Raw genomic sequence first — 18,573 nt, 5'->3', positions numbered from 1 at the left:
TCTAAGCCATCGGCGGGCGGCGCGTGACTACTGAGGCATCAACGCGCCCAGGCCGGACCAGCCCAGTGTCAGCTGTCCGCACCAATCGCCCCAGACGCGCGTCCCATCCGGGCCAAAACCCCGGCGCACCGAGGTGCCCAGCTCGAAGCCGCCGAGCTTCAACCGGGCCCCCACGCCGGCCGCGAGGCCCAAAGGACCGGACACCTGGGGCGTGGCGCCCACCAGCGCATCCAGCTCCGCCCCGAGCGACAGCATGGGCAGGGGCAGGAACCAGACCTGATAGGCACTGTCCCAGGTGGCCTCGGCCTGGCCCGGCCGGAGGGCATAGGCTTGGCTGGTGGAGAAGGCCCAACGGTCCCGGCGCAACCCCGCGATCAGTGCCGGACGCAGCCGCAGCCCTCGCGCCTTCTCGTCGAAGCGGGAGCCCGCCAGCGAGCCATCGAATGCCAGCAGCACCCGGAAGGCGGGATGGTCCGTCAGCCGCACCCGGGCCGACAGCGAGGCGGACAGCTCCGTGTCGGGCAACGGGCCCGTCACCCCGCCCCTCAACAGCGCACCGGGGCGCATCGCCAGCGCGGTGCCCACGGCCACCCGCTCGGACACGCGGCCCTCCACGGCGAGTGTGCTGCGTCCACGCGCCATGTCCAGGCCCTCCGCGCCCAGTCCGGGCTGCATCCGCACCTCGAAGAGCCAGGCCTGCGGCAGGAAGGCCGTGGGCAGGGGCGAGGCCTCCACCAGGCCTCCCGAGGGAGCACCCAGCAGCGGCATGAGCGCCACCTCCGCCTCGGCGTCCTGTACGGGAGTCGAGGGCTCGGCGGCCATGGGCACCGGAGCCTGCTCCCCGGGAGCCAGCGCGTTGACCTGCTGCACGGGCGTGTCGCCCCAGAGGGCCTCCACCGAGGCCATGCGCTCCCCGTCACGCATCCCCGGCACCGCGCGCGTCAACAGCGAGCCATCCGCCTGACGCTGGAGCGGCTCCTCCACCTGGGTGCCATGCAGTCCGCGCAGCTTCAGCGCGGCGAAGGGGCCCTCCAGCGGCTTGCCCTGCTCGTCGAGCACCAGGACCTTCACCCGGAACGCGCCGGCCACGGGCTCCACGTCCACGTCCACGCGCGGCGGCACCACCGTGAGCGTCAGCTTCTCCGGACGGGCATCGGGAACGCCGCGAGGCAACAGCTCCAGCGTATGCGTGCCCACGCCCTCCACCCGCACCGGGTGCGTCGTGGGCGCGCCGTCGAGACGGAAGTCCAGCGACTCGGCACCCTCCACCGTGAAGTCCAGGCGCTGCGCGCCCCGGATGCCCTGGGGCCCCACCGTGCCCCGCTCCGTCTTCACGCGCATCACCTCCACCTGACGCACGGCGGACGCACTGCCCACCAGGCCCGCCGCGTCCACGGCACGCACCCTCGCGAAGTACCTGCCGGCCGCCAGCGCCCGGGCCACGGACTTCAGCGACTCCTGCCCCGCCTGCACCGTCTCCCCATGCACCCGATCGTTGAAGCGCTCGTCGCGCGCGAGCTCCACCCGGTACGACGCCGCGTCCTTCACCGGCGCCCACGCCAGCTCCTCGTCCACGCCCTTCTCGTCCAGCAGCAGCCGCACCGAGCGCGCTCCGCCCGCCCACGCCGGCGCCTCGGGCAGCGGACGGGGCTTCTCGGGCATCTTCCCCTTCTCCACCCGCGTGCCATGGTTCTTGGGCACCTGGACGTTCTGTCCCTGCGCGCTCACCTCGGCCTGGCCGTCATAGACGGAGACGCGGCTCATCTGCTGGCCGTCCACGCCCACGAGCAGGTCCTTCGAGCGCGCGGCCACCGTGGCCGCCGGCATCCGCACGCCCACGGGCTCGCCGCGCAGCTCCGCCAGCGACACGTTCAGCTCGCCCTGCAGCAGCTCCACCGCGCCGGACTTCTTCACCTTGTCCGTGGCCCTGGTGGCCTGGCCGTAGATGACGACGAGCGCGTTCTCGTTCATCTGCAGCCGCGTCAGGTCGCGGAAGGTGACCTCGGCGCCGGCCTCGCGCAGCGTGTTGACGGAGTCCAGCCGCCACAGCCCCTGGCCGGTGTTGGCCTGGAACCACTCCACCTTGCCCGCGCGCTTCGAGTTGACCTCGGGCCGGACGAAGGTGAGGCGCGCGTCGGGGTCTCCCTTGATGCGCAGCACCGTGCCCGGCACGAGCTGATGCGGCGGCGCCCCCATCTTGTTGAGCGCGTGCAGCTTCGCGGAGCCGGTGGTCGCATCGCCGAACACCTTGCGCGCCACGCTGCCGCACGTGTCCCCGGGCTGCACCACGTACACGTCGTCATCCACGGGTTTGGGGGCCTCGGCCCACGAGACGGCGGGCAGGCACAGCACCAGCACGAGTGCCGTGGCGAGTCCTCTAACGCTTGAGCTTCTGGGCACGCGACACCTTCCGGGTCAGATCGATCGGATCGAGCGGCAGGGGGACGAAGTCGAACAGTCCTCCCTCGAGCGCGCCCGTCACCAGGTCCCAGTCATCCGCGGGACCACACAGCAGGACAGGAGGAGAACCCGGGCGCGCGGCCAGGGACCTCGCCCAGGCGAGCGACTCGCGCCCGTCCGCGACGACGAGCAGCGCGCCGAACGTCTCCCAGGGCTCGGTCTCCGAGGCCACCCACGCCTGGAAGCCACACGCGGCGAGCGACATCACCAGCGTGTTGCCAGCGAGTTCCTGGTGCCTGGGCACCAGCACGCCCACGGGTGCCCCACCGGGCACGGGCTTCGGCACGGGCACCTCGTGCCGCGCCCCGCCGAGCCCCCGCTCCGTCTTCTTCCCCTCGCCCCGCTTCTTCGGCAGCGGCGGAGGCCCCACGGGCTCGGCGAGCACGGCCAGCAGTTCCTGGCGCATGGAGGCCGCGTCGGGCGGACGCGCGGCGGGCAGCTTCTCCATGGCCCTGCGAACCAGGGACTCCAGACGCTCGGGCACGGAGAGGTCCGGCCGCACCTCGTGGAACGGGGGCACCGGCTTGTAGAGGTGCGCGACGACGATCTCCGCCGAGGGCATCACCGGGAAGGGAGGAAAGCCGGTGAGCAGCTCGTAGAGCACGCACCCCAGGGAGTACAGGTCACTGCGCCCGTCCGTCGGCTGCCCGCGCATCTGCTCCGGGGACATGAAGCCCGGCGTGCCCACGGACATACCCTCCTGCGTGAGACGCGCGTGCAGCTCGCCGCCGAGCGCGGCCAGGCCGAAGTCGAGCACCTTCACGCGCTCGCCCCCCGGGGTGGACTCCAGGAAGAGGTTCGCGGGCTTGAGATCGCGGTGGATGATGCCCTGCGCGTGCGCGGCCTCCAGCACCTCGAGCACCTGCACGGCGATGTCCACCGCTCGCGGTACCGGCAGCGCGCCCTCGCGCATGAGGAGGGAGTCCACCGTCTCGCCGGACACCATTTCCATGGCGAGGAAGAGGAAGCCCGAGTCGAGCCCGTAGTCGTACACCTCCACGGAGCCCGGGTGGCGCAACCGGGCGAGCACCTGGGCCTCGCGCTGGAAACGCTCGGAGAAACCGGGAGCGCTGGCGATGTGCGGGTGCATCACCTTGAGGGCCACGTGGCGGCCCAGGCCGAGCTGCTCCGCCTCGTAGACCGTGCCCATGCCGCCCTTGCCGAGCGATCGCAGGACGCGGAAGCGCTCGGCGATGAGGGTGCCCGGCTCGAGCATCAGAGCGGCACCTCGAAGATGCGGGTGGCCGCGGTGCGGCCGTGCAGCTGGCGCTCCCCGGCGGGCACCAGCTCCACGCCACTGTCACCGATGCGCTCGCGCGTGGACTCGCTGACGAGGATCTGCCCGGGCTGGGCCATGGACTCGATGCGCGCGGCCACGTTCACGGTGTCGCCGATGACGGTGTACTCCATGCGCTTCTCGCTGCCGACGTTGCCCGCTACCGCGGGGCCGGTGTGGATGCCGATGGCCAGCTGGATCTCGATGCCCCAGCGCGCGCGCCAGCGGCGGTTGCCCACGTCGAGCCAGCGCCGCAGATCCTCGGCCGCCTGCACCGCGCGCAGGGCGTCATCCGGGTGCGACTGGGGCGAGCCCCACACCGCCATGACACAGTCGCCGATGAACTTGTCGATGATGCCCCCGCGCCGCTGGATGATTTCGGTGGCGAAGGTGAACAGCTCATTGAGCAGCGCGACGATGGTCTCCGGCGGCTGGGCCTCGGACAGTTTGGTGAAGCCCACCACGTCGGCGAAGAGGATGGTGACCTCGCGGCGCTCGCCGCCGAGCCGCAGCTGGTCCGGGTTGGACACGACCAGGTCCACCACGTCGGGAGACAGGTAGCGGCTGAGGGCCGCGCGCACCTGCGTCTGGGCGACGACCTCGCGCTCCTTGGCATCCAGCGTGAGGGCCATGCTGTCGAAGGCGCGGCCCAGGGTGCCCAGCTCGTCCCGGCGCCGGGTAACGCGCTCGCCCACGCCGCGGAAGGTGCGCTCGGAGAGGGCCCGCGTCGCGGCCACGAGATCACGGATGGGCCGGGTGAGCTGACGGGCCCCGAGCAGGCCAGCCACCAGGGCCACCAGCGCGGCGATGGCGAACGCTTCGAGAATGGACCTGCGCATCGACAACAGCGACGCATACACGACGGACTGGGGCTGCTGCACGGCCACAGCCCAGCCCCGCTCGGAGAGCACCTCCAGCGAGCCGAGCATCTCCACGCCGTCCATCTGGAAATCCGAGATGGCGGCCATGTCGGTGCCAAAGGAGGAGTCGCCGCTGAGCGCCGAGAAGAGACCGTGCCGGGACAAGTCCTCGCGAGCGGCCACCCGGGCGGGGTCCGCATGAAGCACGAGCCGCCGCTCGCGGTCCACGACGAAGACATTCTCGCGCGAGCCAAGGAACTGCTCGCCGAAATTACCCATCAACGTGCACAGCTCATGGAGCTTCACCTGGGTGCCAAGCACGGCACGCACGGAGCCGTCGTCACGGACAATAGGGAAGAAGGCCTCGAGCACTGGCTCCCCCTGCGCGTTCGCATACACGCCCTGGACGACAAGTCGACCGTTGGAGACACGAAGGGCCTCGAGGAGCGCGGGATCCAGCCGGGAAGGCACTCGCGGCTCCGGCACTTCCTCGGCCTTCACGGTGGTGACGCTCTGGCCGCTCGGGGCGTAGAGCGTGACGAAGTCGATGTCGCGCAGCGCCGCCACCCGGGAGCCGGCGAGTGCATAGCGCGTGGTGTCATCGCCCAGCCCAGGCCCAAAAAGGATCTTGGAAATGTCCTCGAGGTCCTGCTCGACACGGGTCAGCTCGCCCCGAACGGTCCGCTGCACGTCCCAGACGATGGAACGGTGCAGGTGAAGGACGGACTCCTTGAGGGTCTTTTCGTTGGTGGACCTCGCCCTCCAACTCAGCCCCACCAGAGGTGGCAGCGCACAGAGCAGGGTGAGAAGGAACAGGCGGATGGAGAGCGGGAGGCCTCTCGGGTTCACCGGAGTGCCCATCTCCTGGGCGGGAGGCATGGGGGCCTCCGTGCCGCGCTCCGCGCTGCGAGTCTCCACTACGGGGACAGGATTCGCTGCCATCGCGTGTCTGAGGGGCTCGGGCTTTCCGAGAGACGTCGGGGAGGAAGTCCCCGGCTTATCACCCTCTGGAGGCACGGAGCGAGCCCCGAACCACCTCAACCCCCCGCCCGGCCCCTCTCCGGGGGGACGCTCCTGGAGCGAGCAGCCGGGCACGAGCGTCTGGACGCGCTACACTCCCTGCCCCCTTCCCGCTGAGAGGAGACCCTGTCATGCGCATCGAGAAGCTCGCCCCCGCACGCTGGCTCGCGACGATCCTGCTACCGCTGCTCACGGCCTGTGGCCCCACGGACCCGGGCGGAGCCCTGCGCGCGCTCGGCGAGTTCCAGGACGGCCTCATCACCTTCTACGACGCGACGGGCGCGGGCAATTGCAGCTTCGATCCCAGCCCGGGGAACCTGGACGTGGCGGCGATGAACATCGGCCAGTACGAGAACAGCGCGGTGTGCGGCTCGTGCGTGGAGATCGAGGGCCCCAAGGGCAACCTGCGCGTGCGCATCGTGGACTCCTGCCCCGATTGCCCGACCAAGGGCCACCTGGACCTGAGCCGCTCGGCCTTCGAGAAGCTCGCCGATCCCATCGCGGGCCGCGTGAACGTGCGTTGGCGCATGGTGACGTGCGACGTGCAGGGCCCTGTCCGCTACCACCTCAAGGACGGAAGCTCGCAGTGGTGGACCGCCATCCAGGTGCTCAACCACCGCCTGCCCGTAACGAAGCTCGAGTACTGGAAGAACGGTGCCTGGGTGAACGTCAAGCGCGAGTCCTACAACTACTTCGTCGAGCCCGCCGGCATGGGCAGTGGCGCCATCAAGGTGCGGGTGACGGCCTCGGACGGTCAGACGCTGGAGGACACGCTGCCCGGCGCGAACTCCAACGCGACCTACGACGGGGCGGCCCAGTTCAAGGCGGGCTGAAGATCGGACGTTGCGTCGATGCAAGCACGCCTGAACCATGAAGGGGGTTCCTTTCTGGCGGAAGCAAACCGCAAGCTCCACCAGGCAATCCACGAAGATCCCCAGCTGGCACAGACACTCAAGCTGAGCCCCAAGGACGTCGAGAAACCAATCACCTCCAAGGATCCACCGGTTGGACACTCCTGGCATCACCATCAGGACGTTGGGAGAATGCAACTCGTGGATGAAGGGGCTCATCAACTGTCGATTCCCCATACCGGTGGCATGGCGATCTGGGGAGGAGGCAATCGCCCATGACGGTTCGCTGGGAGCCTTATCTCTGGGAAGAGCCTCGTCCCGTCAATCCACATGAGTTCGAGCTGCTTGAGCGGCAATGGGGTGTAACGCTCCCCGAAGAATACAAGCGCATCGTCTCGCATCACCAGGGCATGACTCCCGAGCCTGGCACCTTCAAGCTGGCCGAAGGGAACGATAGGCTCAGTGTACTCCTGACCCTCACGGTCGACCCGGAGAAGAAGCCGTACTCCGTGATGCGCGTCCATGAGGTTTTGAAGCCTCTTATCCCTCCTGGAATCTTTCCGTTCGCCAAGACGCCTGGAGGGGAGTTCGTGTGCTTCGATTACAGAGAGACCCCGTACCCACCCAGGATCGCCCACGTCTCGGTGGAACTGAGCATCACCCCCATCGCCGACAGTTTCTCCGCGTTCCTGAATGCCCTGTATGACGAGTAGAGATGGATCCAACGCGGGCTGAAAAAGTGAAATAGTCGGGCCCATGAGTCTGTCGGCACAGGGGGCCGGGGTCTCTCCCATCGCGCAACGCCGTCTCGAGCTGGCGAGCCAGTTCCACGGGCGTGTGTCCGAGCTGCTGCGCCTGGACCCGGGCCGGCTGCGCTTCTCGCTGCGACTTCATCCTGCGCACCGCCCGCGAGCCCCTGCTGGCGGCCCTCCGCGAGGACATCATGCCCCGAGGAGCCGCGAAGCAGCCCTCCGCGGGACCCCGGGGCAGGAACTGGCTCGTCGCCCCTCTCCGTCAGCTCGCCCTGAAGCGTGAGCGGCGAGACCTCAGTGCGAGCAGCAGCAGCCCCAACATGGGCGCGAGGCCCGCCGCGCTTCCGTTGCCCACCGAGCAGCCGCACCCATCGCGCTCATCCGGGTCGCACGCCTTGCCGAGCCCATCCTTGTCGGCATCGCGCTGATTGGCGTTGAGGGCGAGCGGGCAGTTGTCCGACTCATCGGCCACGCCATCCCCGTCGTCATCCGGGCCGCAAGCATCGCCCTGGCCATCTCCGTTCGTGTCGAGCTGGTCGGGGTTCGCCAGCGAGGGGCAGTTGTCGCGCTCGTCGGCCACGTTGTCGCCATCGAGATCGCCATCACACGCATCTCCCTTGCCGTCGCCGTCCGTATCCCGCTGCTCGGCGTTGCCCACCAGGCGGCAGTTGTCCTGGCCGTCCTCGCGCGCGTCGCCATCCGAGTCCTCGTCGATGTAGTCCGGCCGGCCATCCTGGTCGGTATCAACGGGCTTGCCGGGAACGCCGAGTTCCTCTGCGTCGGGGATGCCATCGGCATCGGAGTCCTCATCCAGGGCGTCGAGCCGCGTGTCCCCGTCGGTGTCGCGCGGCTCGGAGCCCTCGCCGAACTCCTCACCATCCGGGATGCCGTCACCCTCCGAGTCCGCCCTCCTCGGGTCGAGGTTGAACCGCTCCTCGGAGGTGTTGGTGAGCCCGTCGCCATCCATGTCCGCATCACAGAGGTCGCCCGTGCCGTCCTTGTCGGTGTCCGCCTGGTCCGTGTTCTTCACCCGGTGGCAGTTGTCGCTCCCGTCGAGCACCTCGTCGTTGTCACTGTCCGTATCGAGGTAATCGGGCAGGCCATCCTTATCGGAGTTGACCAGGTCGCCGGGCCGCGCCCCCGCGTTCTCCTCCAGGTCGGCTACGCCATCTCCATCGGCATCCTCATCGAGCGCATCGATGAAGCCATCACCATCGGTGTCTTGGGCAGCGGGGGGATTGCCCACCTCCAGGTCATCCCGAATCCCGTCACCATCCGAGTCCGCGAGGAGTGGAGCGGTGCCCAACGTCCGCTCCGTATCCAGGGAGAGTCCATCTCCGTCGGCATCGCTGTCGCACACGTCACCGAGGCCATCCTTGTCCGTGTCTTTCTGATCCTTGTTGGCCACCCGGATGCAGTTGTCGGCTGTGTCCTCCTTGGCATCGTTGTCATCGTCCACGTCGCATGCGTCACCGGCCCCATCGTCGTCGGTGTCCAACTGGTCCTCGTTGGAAGTCCATCTGCAGTTGTCGGACGTGTCCTCCTTGTTGTCGCCATCCTTGTCCGGGTCGCACACGTCACCGGCCTTGTCGCCGTCGGCGTCCGCCTGGTCCGCGTTGGGAAAATCCCTGCAGTTGTCGAGCTTGTTCGCCACGCCGTCGTTGTCGGCATCGGCGTCGCACGCATCGCCGAAGCCATCCCCGTCCGTGTCCCTGGCGTCCGCGCAGTACACCACCGAGATCTCATCCAACACCGGGGACTCGGTCGAGGCCGGTTCCAGCGTCACCCGGTAGTAGAAATTCGAGCCATGCCACCCCAGCTCCTCGAGCGAGAGGCTCTGGTTCATTCCCACCGTCAACGCCGATGACTGGTTCAGCTGCTTGCGGTGGTCGTACCAGTTCTGGCCGTCCTGGCTGAACTGGATGGACGCGCTGGAGCCCGCGGGAAGCTCTCTCAGGCTGTAGGAGAAGGTATCAATGGACCCGATGAAGGGGATGCCCGCCAGCAGGTTGGTGGAAGTCACCGTGGCTGGCGAGTGGAGGAGCGGCGTGAGGTCCGCGATGGGGCTGGTGCTCCCGGATGGAACCGAGAGGGATCGCACCGCGATGCGGCCGGCGCCCCCGGCGCCGCCATGGTTCGAGAACTCGGGCGAGCGCCCCCCACCGCCCCCACTCGCCGTGACGAGGTTCGAGCCCAGGGAGAGGGTGTGCGCCTGGAGGAGGATGGATCCGCCCGCGCCGCCGCCCCCACCGCCGCCGACACCCGGAAAAAAAGCCCCGGTGCTATTGGTGCCATTCTCCCCATGGCTGCGAATACCTCCGGTAACGCTCACGGATTGCGCTGCGATGACAATGATGCCACCGCCCGCTCCCCCTATTCCGCCCTTATTACCCCCGTCGTTATCGACGCCCCCACTGCCCCCAGCTGGCCCCAGAACGAGTTCCGATAGGCCCGCACTGCCGAAGGTCGCGCCACCCTGTGCCCTATGCTTGCCGAAGTACCATCCACCGCCACACTGATTCCCTACCCCGCTACCGTCTCCTCCTTCGGTTCCGTAACCACCACCACCACCGCCCTCGCCAGAGTGGCAGGCTTCGGCGTCCCCGCCTCCGCCCGCTCCACTCGACTGAGTGTAGGCCCGTATAGTGCCAGATGCCGTGTCCGGCCCTTCCCCGCGATAGCCACCGCCCCAATCCGGATTGACACGCCGCCCCCCCCGGTAGCCGCGCGCACTCATGTCGATGACGCCCTCCACGCTCACCGTGTCGCGCACGCGCAGGAAGAGCACACCGCCCCGGCTCCTATCGAAGCCCTTGGCGGTGAGCGTCCACCCGTCGGATACTGACACCGACGTGTAGTTCGGCACGCGCTGCACCATCACCGCGCTTATCCAGCCGTTGTAGGTGTTGGTGAGGTTGGCGTCGAGCGTGAGGGTGTCGCTGGAGATCTTCCGGATGCGACGCGTCTCGTACTGCCCCACGGTTGCCGCGTTGCCCCACAAGTTGATGATGAGGACCTCATCGCCGACCGCGAGCCCGGTGGGGGCTGACGCGAGCGTGACCTTCGCCTGACCGGCGCCTACGTATGTCGTCACCGGGAACGCCACGGCGTCCGCTGCCGCCCGGCCCACGCATGAGCCCTTCGAGAGCTCGACGGTCCTCGGGGGATCGACGTTCTTCAAGGGTTCGACGATCTCGTCGCTGACCACACATGGGCCGTCGGCCCCTGTCCCCAGGTCTACACCGCTAAAGGAGCGCAGCGTTCCACCGACGAGCGCATGGCCTGACGAGGTGGCGGCGTCGATGCGGCTCGCGTCGTTGAAGGAATCGGTGACTGTCTGTCCGAAACCGCTCCGTGGCCATAGGAGGGCGAGGATACCCGCGGAAAGAAGGGAGGCCAGTCGCATCATGTCCACCTCTGCGCGAGCCCGTTCACGGGCATACGCTCGTTTCGATTGAAATAGCTGCCAGGATTTCAAAGCTCTATCGCCGTAGCGCGCACCAGACTGACAGCCGAGCCACGGCCGTGCTGTGATCCGGCTCACCTCGACAGGGTGGGACGGATCACAACGCACTGCACATCCAGGGGTGTGGGAAGCGTCCCCTACACCTGGGTCCGCTTGCTCCGGCGTATGAAACACAACGTCATCACGAGCCAGAGTCCGTTGGCGGGAAGCGAGGGAGCGGAGGAACAGTTGCTCCAGCCGTAATGACTCACGGGGGCAGCGAGGTGGAATTCGACAGAGGCGGGCTCGCTGCGATTGCCAGCCTCATCGGTGGCCGTGACAGAGGCGGTGTGGCTCCCGAGCTCGAGCGGCTCACGGGGCGTGTACCTCCACGCTCCCGTGGCATCCACCTCCGCTGGCTCCCCCTCCTGCGCTGGATCGATCTCGACATCCAGCTGGACAGTCACCCGGCTGCCTGGCTCCGCGGTGCCGGTGATCGCGGGTCTCGAGGTGGTGTAGATGTTTTGATCCTGGAAGGGTGTGTTCACCTGCGGGGCGGCGGGGGGCGTCCCGTCCACGAGCACGAACTGCCCTCCGGACGCGCCATGGGTCATGACGGACAGGAAGTAGTAGCCCGTCCCCACGCGGGGCAGCATGACGGTGTGCGCGGTGTCCGAGGATGACACCCATTGGTCGACGCGTGTCAGCGCCCCTCCCTCCACCGCCATCAGGCTGATCAGCGGGAGGGTGGAGCCGGAGCTGTGGGCCGTGCCGCCGCTGGCCTCGGAGCGGCTGTGCAGGTACCTACCTTTGAGCGCGAGCTCGCTCCCCGGCCTCCTGGCACGAGGGATCGCGTCGAGGGTGGGGCGTTCGTTCATGTCCTCGGGCTCCGGCGTGGCCTCGTAGACCTGGACGCTGTCCAGGCGGCGATGGCCCTCCGTCTGGCCTCCGGCGACCAGCACCTGGCCGGAGGGCAGCAGCGTCGCTGTATGGTGGGCGCGGGCCGCCCCCAGGGGCGGGGTGGGGCTCCAGGCGACCAGGGCCGGGTCATACACCTCCGCGCTATCGAGGGCCTGGTCTCCATTCGTGCCCCCGGCGATCAGGAGCTGGCCGGAGGGCAGCAGCGTCGCCGTGTGGGCGTAACGGGCCGTGGCCAGTTCGAGCCCGGTGGGCGCCGACCACGCTTGCGCGTCCGGGTCATAGATCTCCACGAGGTAGAGAGGGGCGCTCCCATTCCTGCCTCCAGCGACCAGCACCTTGCCCGAGGGCAGCAACGTCGCGGTGTGTTCAGAGCGGGCGGTGCCCAAGGGCTGCGTGGGGGACCACGAGCGTGCCTCCGGGTCATACAGCTCGGCGCCATCCAGGGCGTCACCGTCATCCAGGGTGCCTCCGGCGATCAGCACCTGCCCGGAAGTGAGCAGCGTCGCGGTGTGCCCGGAGCGGGCGGTGCCCAGGGAATTATTGGTGGACGTCCACGAGCCGCTCACCGGGTCATAGACCTCGGCACTGTCCAGGGCTCGATGTTCACCCGTCAGGCCTCCGGCGATCAGCACCTGACCGGAAGCGAGCAGCGTCGCGGTGTGCCCGAGGCGAGCGGTGCCCAGGGAACTGACGCACGTCCACGAGCCGCTCTCCGGGTCATACAACTCAGCACTGTCCAGAGGGCTGTCCGGGCCCGAGGCGCCCCCGGCGACCAGCACCCGTCCGGAAGGGAGCAACGTCGCGGTGTGCCCGAAGCGGGCGGTGCCCAGGGGACTGGTGGGAGTCCACGTGTCGTGCACCAGGTCATACAGTTCGGCGCTCGCCGAGGAGCTGTTGCCGTCCAGGGAGCCCCCGGTGACCAGCAGTTGGCCGGAGGGCAGTGGCGTCACCGTATGGCCGGAGCGAGCGGTGCCCAGTGGAGCCACGTCCCGCCAGCTCCCCGACATCGGGGCGTACACTTCCGTGCTCCCGAGCGCTTCATTTTCGAAACCCCCAGCGATCAGCACCTTTCCCGAGGGCAGCAGCGTCGCCGTGTGCTGGAACCGGCCGGACTGGAGCGTGCCGCCGCGGCTCCAGGAGGAATGCTCCGGGTCGAACTCCTCCACGCTGGGGAGGCCGCTGTTCGATCCGACCTGGCCTCCGACGACCAGCACCTTGCCCGAGGGCAACAGCGTCGCTGTATGCCCGAGGCGGGCCTCACTCAGATGAGCCACGCTGTTCCAGGTGTGCTCATCCGGATCGTACATTTCCACGGTGTCGAGGCCACTGCCGCCAGTCCTGGACTTGGAGCCCCCAACGACCAGCACCTTGCCCGAGTGCAACAGCGTCGCCGTGTGCCCGGAACGATTGGTATCCGGCAAGCCCACCGACGTCCACCGGTTGAGAACCGGGTCGTACTCCTGTGCTTCCATTTCATCGGAGGTCCCCCCGATGACCAACACCCTCCCCGTGTGCAATAGCGTCGCCGTATGCTTGAAACGCGTCTGGCTCATCGGGTTGTTTTCGCGCCATTCACCACTCGCCGGATCGTAGACCTCCGCACTGGCGTGGCCGGAAACGCCGTCCGTGGTGCCCCCAATGACCAGCACCTCGCCGGAGGGCAGCAGCGTGGCCGTGTGGAAATAGCGAGGTTTCTTCATGGTTCCATTGGAACTCTCCCAGGTTCCCGTCGCCGGGTCGTATAGCTCGGAGGTGTTGAGCACGGTGTCGTTGGCATCAAGGCCTCCCGCGACCAGCACCTTGCCGGAGGGCAGCAGCGTGGCCGTGTGGTTGTAGCGAACGCCGTGCATGTTTCCAGTGGATTGCCACGTTCCCGTACTCAGGTCATACAGCTCCGCGCTGATGAGGGCCCTGGCCTCGTCATTGCTTCCGCCCACGACGAGCACCCTGCCGGAGGGCAATAGCGTGGCCGTGTGGTTGTAGCGGTTGAAGTTCATGCGAGCTCCGTTTCTCCAGGCCAGTTCCTCCACGGCAGGGCCCGCCCGCTGCTCTCCCCCCATTCCCGAGACCGCACGTGCACGCGGACCTCCGTGGAGCTCCTCGGCTGTCGGGCTCCCCGGTGGGAGGCAGCCCAGCCACACGCATGCCAGGAGAAGAAGGCTTCTGCTGCCCAGGGCCGTCCACGGACCGCCGCGGGGGTGGGGACGCGTACGGCGGAAGAGGAGCCACGCCAGGAGCGCCAGGCCCGGCAGTGCCCGTGAAGGCGCCCCCGGGCCCGCCGCGCAGCCGAAACCACCGCCCCCCACGACGAGGAAGTCCTCCAGGCCGGGGACGCTTTCCATGGTGAACGCGTGTCCCCCGGAGGCCTCGCTGACATTGCCCGCCTCGTCCGTGGCTCTCGCCAAGAGGATGTAGCGCCCGTCCTTCAACTCCGTGAGGGAGAGACTCCATCGCCCCTCCATGTCCGCCGTGACCGAGGCCACATTCACCTGGTTCAGATACACAGTCACCTTGGTGAATTTGTCCGCCTTGCCGCGAATGGCGAGACCGCGGGAGCCCACCTCGGGTCCATTCAGCAGCTCCAACACCTCGGGCGCGGCAGGCGCCTGCGTATCCACGGTGAAGGTGATCGGCTCGGAGGCGGGGCTGGTGTTCCCCGCCGCGTCCGTGGCGGTAGCTGAGAGGGTGTGCATGCCTTCCCCCAACTCCGTCTTCAGGGCGAAGCTCCATTTCCCGTGCATGTCCACCCTGGCTGTATCTTTCACCCGCAGCCCATCCACAAAGACGCTCACCGTACTCGCGGGCTCGGCTGTGCCGCTCAGGGTGGGTCTGTTCTTCCTGGTGAACCTCAGCGGATTCACCGTGGGCGGCGCGGGCGGGTGCGGGTCGTCGGGAACGGTAAAGACATGCTTCGTGGAGGGCGGGCTGAGGTTTCCCGCGACATCCTTCGCGAAGGCACAGGCTCTGTACGTCCCGCCCTTCAGTTCGGTCGTCAGGGTGAAGCTCCAATTTCCCTGGGCGTTCGCCTCAACGGGTGTACCGGCCGGACTGCCGTCCAGAAACACCTGGACCTCGCTGCCAGGCTCCGCGGTGCCTTCAAAGGAGGCCAGGGCTTCATCGAGAACGACAGACATCGCGGGCGATCCCGGCGATGTCCCATCCACATGCAGGATCCCTCCCCCGGTCATGCCATTCGACAGCACGAAGAGCAGATGATGGCCATCCGGGGTTTCCTCAGGCAGGGTGACCTGCCGTACACACTTCTCCGAGGAAGGGGTCACCTCCGAGGAAGAGGTCACAGGCAGATCCCTCAGCGCGCCCCAGGGTGAAAGCCAGAGGCGGACAACCACGGGGACACAACTCTTCGTCCCGGCGTCCCTGGCGGACATGTCGAAGCTCGCCTTGGGCCGCAGAGGGGTTGACGGTATCTCGACAATGGGGCGTGACGAGCCGGAGTCCCCCGTGTCGGCATACACCTCCGTGCTGGTCGAGGGCGCCCCTCCCAAGTCCTTGCCCGCGATCACCAGCACCTGCCCCGTGGGCAACAACACGGACATGGAGCCCGCTTGAGGCTTGCTCAGCCTGGACGTGATCTTCCATTCCTGGGCCGCGGGGTCATACACCTCCACCTCGTCCAGGGCGCTGCTATCGTTGGCTCCACCCAGCACCAACACCCTGCCCGTGGGCAGCAGGTGTGCCGTGTGGAGCTTGCGGGCCGACTGGAGAGAGCCCACGATCTTCCATTCGTGATGGTTGGGGTCGTACACCTCGGCGCTGGAAAGGGCCCGCTTCGCATCATTGATGCCTCCGGCCACCAACGCGTGCCCCGAGGGCAACATCGCCACGATGGAGGAGGCGCGAGCCGTGCTCATCGGTTCCGTCTCCGTCCATTTGCCCCCCACCGGGTCATATATCTCGGCGCTGGCGAGGGGGATGTCATTCATATCCAGGCCTCCGGCCACCAACACCTTCCCCCCAGGCAATTGCATGGTCAGGGGGCCCTTGCGGGGCGTGTGCATGGGGCTCGTCGGCTGCCATTCCTTGGCGCTCGGGTCGTACACCTCGGCGCTGGCGAGGGGGCGGCCCGTCCCATCCACGCCTCCAGTGACCAGCACCCGGCCCATGGGCAACAGGATGGCGGAGTGGGAATGACGGGCCTTGTTGAGTGAGCCGGTGGCGCGCCATTGGTTCTTCTCCGGATTGAACAACTCGGCGCTCCGCAAGGCCGTGCCCGTGCGCTCGGCCCCCAGGCCATTGCCGCCCAGGCCACTGCCTCCAACCACCAGCACCTCGCCCGAGGGCAACAGCGTCGCCGTGGCGGAGGAGCGGGGCGTGCTCATTTCATCCGTGGCCGTCCACCTGCTGGTGGCCGGGTCATAGAGCTCCACGTGGGACAGGGGGCCACCACTGGAGCTCGCGCCTCCAACCACCAGCACCTTGCCGTTGGGCAACAGCACCGCCATGGCCTCCGTTCGAGCCACGGCGAGATCCGCATCCAAACCGGAGGCCCCTGGCGATGTGTACACCTCCGCGCTGGCGAGGGGGCCGCCCGGGCCATTGCCTCCGGTGAGGAGAACCTGGCCCGAGAGCAACAGCGTCGCCATGTGCTCGCCGCGGCCCGTGGCCAGAGAGCCCGCCGGGCTCCACGTCCCCGTGGCCGGGTCGTACACCTCCGCGCTGGTGACGCGGCCGCCCGGGCCATTGCCTCCGGCGACCAGGACCTTGCCCGAGGGCAACAGCGTCGCCGTGTGGTGGGAGCGCGCGGTGGCGAGAGCACCCGTGGCGCTCCACGTCTCCGTGGCCGGGTCGTACACCTCCGCGCTGGTGAGGGAGACACCCGAGGCCTGGCCTCCGGTGACCAGCACCTGGCCCGAGGGCAACAGCGTCGCCGTGTGGCTGGAGCGTTTCTGGGTCAGCGGGCCCGTGGCGCTCCACGTCCCCGTGGCCGGGTCATACCCCTCCACGCTGTCGAGCTCGCCACTGATCGCGTTGAAGCCTCCGGTGACCAGCACCTTGCCCGAGGGCAACAGCGTCGCCGTGTGCTTGTCCCGCTCCGTGGCGAGAGCGCCCGTGGGGCTCCACGCCCCCGTGGCCGGGTCATACACCTCCGCGCTGTTGCGGTAGCCGCCCGTGCCGGAGCCTCCGGTGACCAGCACCTGGCCCGAGGCCAACACCGTCGCCGTATGGTACCTGCGGGTCGTCATCAGCGCGCCCCTGGTACTCCACGTCCGTGCCTCCGGGTCATATTCCTCCGTGCTGCCGAGGAAGCCGCCCGTGCCAGAGCCTCCGGTGACCAGCACCTTGCCCGAGGCCAACAACGTCGCCGTGTGTGTGGCGCGAGTCGTCGTCAGTGCGCCCGTGGTGCGCCACGTCCCCGAGGCCGGGTCATACTCCTCCGCCCTGTCGAGGGAGCCGCTGGTACCGGTGCCTCCAGTGACCAGCACCTTGCCCGAGGCCAACCGTGTCGCCGTGTGCCCATGACGCGCCATGGCCAGGGCGTCCGTGCTGCTCCACAACCCGGTGGCCGGTTCGTATTCCTCCGTGCTGTCGAGATAGCCGCTGCTGTCATAGCCTCCGGTGACCAGCACCTTGCCCGACAACAACAGCGTCGCCGCGTGGTGATAACGCGCCTGGGCCAGGGAGTCCGCCGGGGTCCACGTCCCCGTGGCCGGGTCATACACCTCCGCGCCGTGGAGGGCGCCGGCGCCAATGCCTCCGGTGACCAGCACCTTGCCCGACAGCAACAACGTCGCCGTGTGACTGGAACGGCCCTGGGCCAGCGGGTTCGTGGGGCTCCACGTCTCCGTGGCCGGGTCGTACACCTCCGCGCTGCCAAGGACGCCGCTGGTACCCGTGCCGCCAGTGACCAGCACCCTGCCTGAAAGCAAGAGCGTCGCCGTGTGATTGCCGCCGCGGCGCGTCGTCAAGGAGCCCGTGGAGCTCCACGTCCCCGTGGCCGGCTCGTACACCTCCGCGCTGTCGAGGGCGCCGCCGGGGCCCGTGCCTCCAGTGACCAGCACCTTGCCCGAGGGCAACAGCGTCGCCGTGTGATACCGGCGGGCGGTGGCCAGAACGTCCGCCGGGCTCCACGTTCCAGTGGCCGGGTCGTACACCTCCGTGCTGTCGAGGTATCCGTCCGTGCCATGGCCGCCGGTGACCAGCACCTTGCCCGAGGGCAACAGCGTCGCCGTGTGATGGGAGCGGTCCTGGGCCAGGGAGCCCGTGGTACTCCACAGGCCCGTAGCCGGGTCGTACACCTCCGCGCTATCGAGGGAGCCGCTGGCGCCCAGGCCGCCGGTGACCAGCACCTTGCCCGAGGGCAACAGCGTCGCCGTGTGGTGATAGCGGGCCGTCCCCAGAGCGCCCGTGAGGCTCCACGCCCGTTCCTCCGGGTCGTATACCTCCTCCTCGGAGGGAGCGCCGTTCACGCCCAGGCCTCCGGTGACCAGCACCTTGCCGGAGGGCAATCGCGTCACCGTGTGCCAGTAGCGGGCTGTGGCCAGTGTGCCGGTGGAGCTCCAATCCCTGGCGCCCAGGAGGGGGGCCATCCATCCCTCGAGCAGCGCTCCTCGCCGCGCCTCTCCCCCCGTGCTCCTGGCCATGAGACGCTCCGGCGCCTCCTCCCCCCCGGGATGAAGGCCGCAGCCCAGCCCCACACACATCAGCAGCAAGAGGCTCATCACCTCTCCGTGGAAGCGGGGAACACTCCTTGACGACGGGTTGCTCATGGTACGGACCTCCTCGTAGCGCGCATGCGCCTCTGGACAGCCGGGCGGTCAGCACCGCACCAGGGCGACGCTCCACCTTCGTGTGCCCATCAGCGGCGGATGTGCCAACGCAAGCACTCGTTCACCCAAGCGTCCCTTTGAGGCCCGGGTGGAAGCCAGGTTGCCACTGGGGTTGTTTCGTTGCTGTGATGCGCTCCACCTGCGGGAAGTGATGTGTGTCACACCGCGAGCACGTGCCGGGCGGACGTGGCGAGCGGGCT

8 protein-coding genes are annotated in these 18,573 nt (G+C 68.4%); 3 read left to right on the top strand and 5 right to left on the bottom strand.

Annotation, left to right across the window (positions count from 1 at the left end; translation table 11 throughout):
- Positions 1 to 27: 27 nt before the first annotated feature.
- Genes AC16DP_RS44870 through AC16DP_RS44860 form a run of 3 tightly spaced genes read right to left on the bottom strand, consistent with a single transcriptional unit; the run spans position 28 to position 5,475 of the window.
- A complete protein-coding gene (locus AC16DP_RS44870) occupies positions 28 to 2,400 on the bottom strand; it encodes a FecR domain-containing protein (protein ID WP_329729097.1) in 2,373 nt (790 codons plus the stop codon).
- A complete protein-coding gene (locus AC16DP_RS44865) occupies positions 2,378 to 3,676 on the bottom strand; it encodes a serine/threonine-protein kinase (protein ID WP_329729096.1) in 1,299 nt (432 codons plus the stop codon). Before AC16DP_RS44865 ends, AC16DP_RS44870 begins: the two co-directional genes overlap by 23 nt.
- Positions 3,676 to 5,475 (bottom strand): adenylate/guanylate cyclase domain-containing protein, encoded by a 1,800-nt coding sequence (locus tag AC16DP_RS44860; RefSeq protein WP_329729095.1) that lies wholly within the window; start codon positions 5,473 to 5,475, stop codon positions 3,676 to 3,678. Before AC16DP_RS44860 ends, AC16DP_RS44865 begins: the two co-directional genes overlap by 1 nt.
- Positions 5,476 to 5,747: 272 nt before the next feature.
- On the opposite strand from AC16DP_RS44860, the gene AC16DP_RS44855 reads away from it, so the two are divergent.
- Genes AC16DP_RS44855 through AC16DP_RS44845 form a run of 3 tightly spaced genes read left to right on the top strand, consistent with a single transcriptional unit; the run spans position 5,748 to position 7,180 of the window.
- Positions 5,748 to 6,449 (top strand): expansin EXLX1 family cellulose-binding protein, encoded by a 702-nt coding sequence (locus tag AC16DP_RS44855; RefSeq protein ID WP_329729094.1) that lies wholly within the window; start codon positions 5,748 to 5,750, stop codon positions 6,447 to 6,449.
- A gap of 18 nt (positions 6,450 to 6,467) precedes the next feature.
- Complete coding sequence (locus AC16DP_RS44850) at positions 6,468 to 6,746, top strand: HNH endonuclease (RefSeq protein WP_329729093.1); 279 nt, start codon at positions 6,468 to 6,470, stop codon at positions 6,744 to 6,746.
- The gene (locus tag AC16DP_RS44845) at positions 6,743 to 7,180 is read left to right on the top strand and encodes an SMI1/KNR4 family protein (RefSeq protein ID WP_329729092.1); all 438 of its coding nucleotides are present in this window, start codon (positions 6,743 to 6,745) and stop codon (positions 7,178 to 7,180) included. Before AC16DP_RS44850 ends, AC16DP_RS44845 begins: the two co-directional genes overlap by 4 nt.
- Before the next feature lie 301 nt (positions 7,181 to 7,481).
- Here AC16DP_RS44845 and AC16DP_RS44840 read toward each other — a convergent pair whose 3' ends face one another.
- Both AC16DP_RS44840 and AC16DP_RS44835 read right to left on the bottom strand, forming a co-directional pair.
- On the bottom strand, positions 7,482 to 10,400 hold the full coding sequence (locus AC16DP_RS44840; protein WP_329729091.1) for a thrombospondin type 3 repeat-containing protein: 2,919 nt from the start codon (positions 10,398 to 10,400) through the stop codon (positions 7,482 to 7,484).
- A gap of 422 nt (positions 10,401 to 10,822) precedes the next feature.
- The gene (locus AC16DP_RS44835; protein WP_329729090.1) at positions 10,823 to 18,187 is read right to left on the bottom strand and encodes a Kelch repeat-containing protein; all 7,365 of its coding nucleotides are present in this window, start codon (positions 18,185 to 18,187) and stop codon (positions 10,823 to 10,825) included.
- Positions 18,188 to 18,573: the final 386 nt, after the last annotated feature.

Source organism: Archangium sp., assembly GCF_057119385.1.
This window is presented reverse-complemented; position numbering and strand designations above follow the sequence as displayed.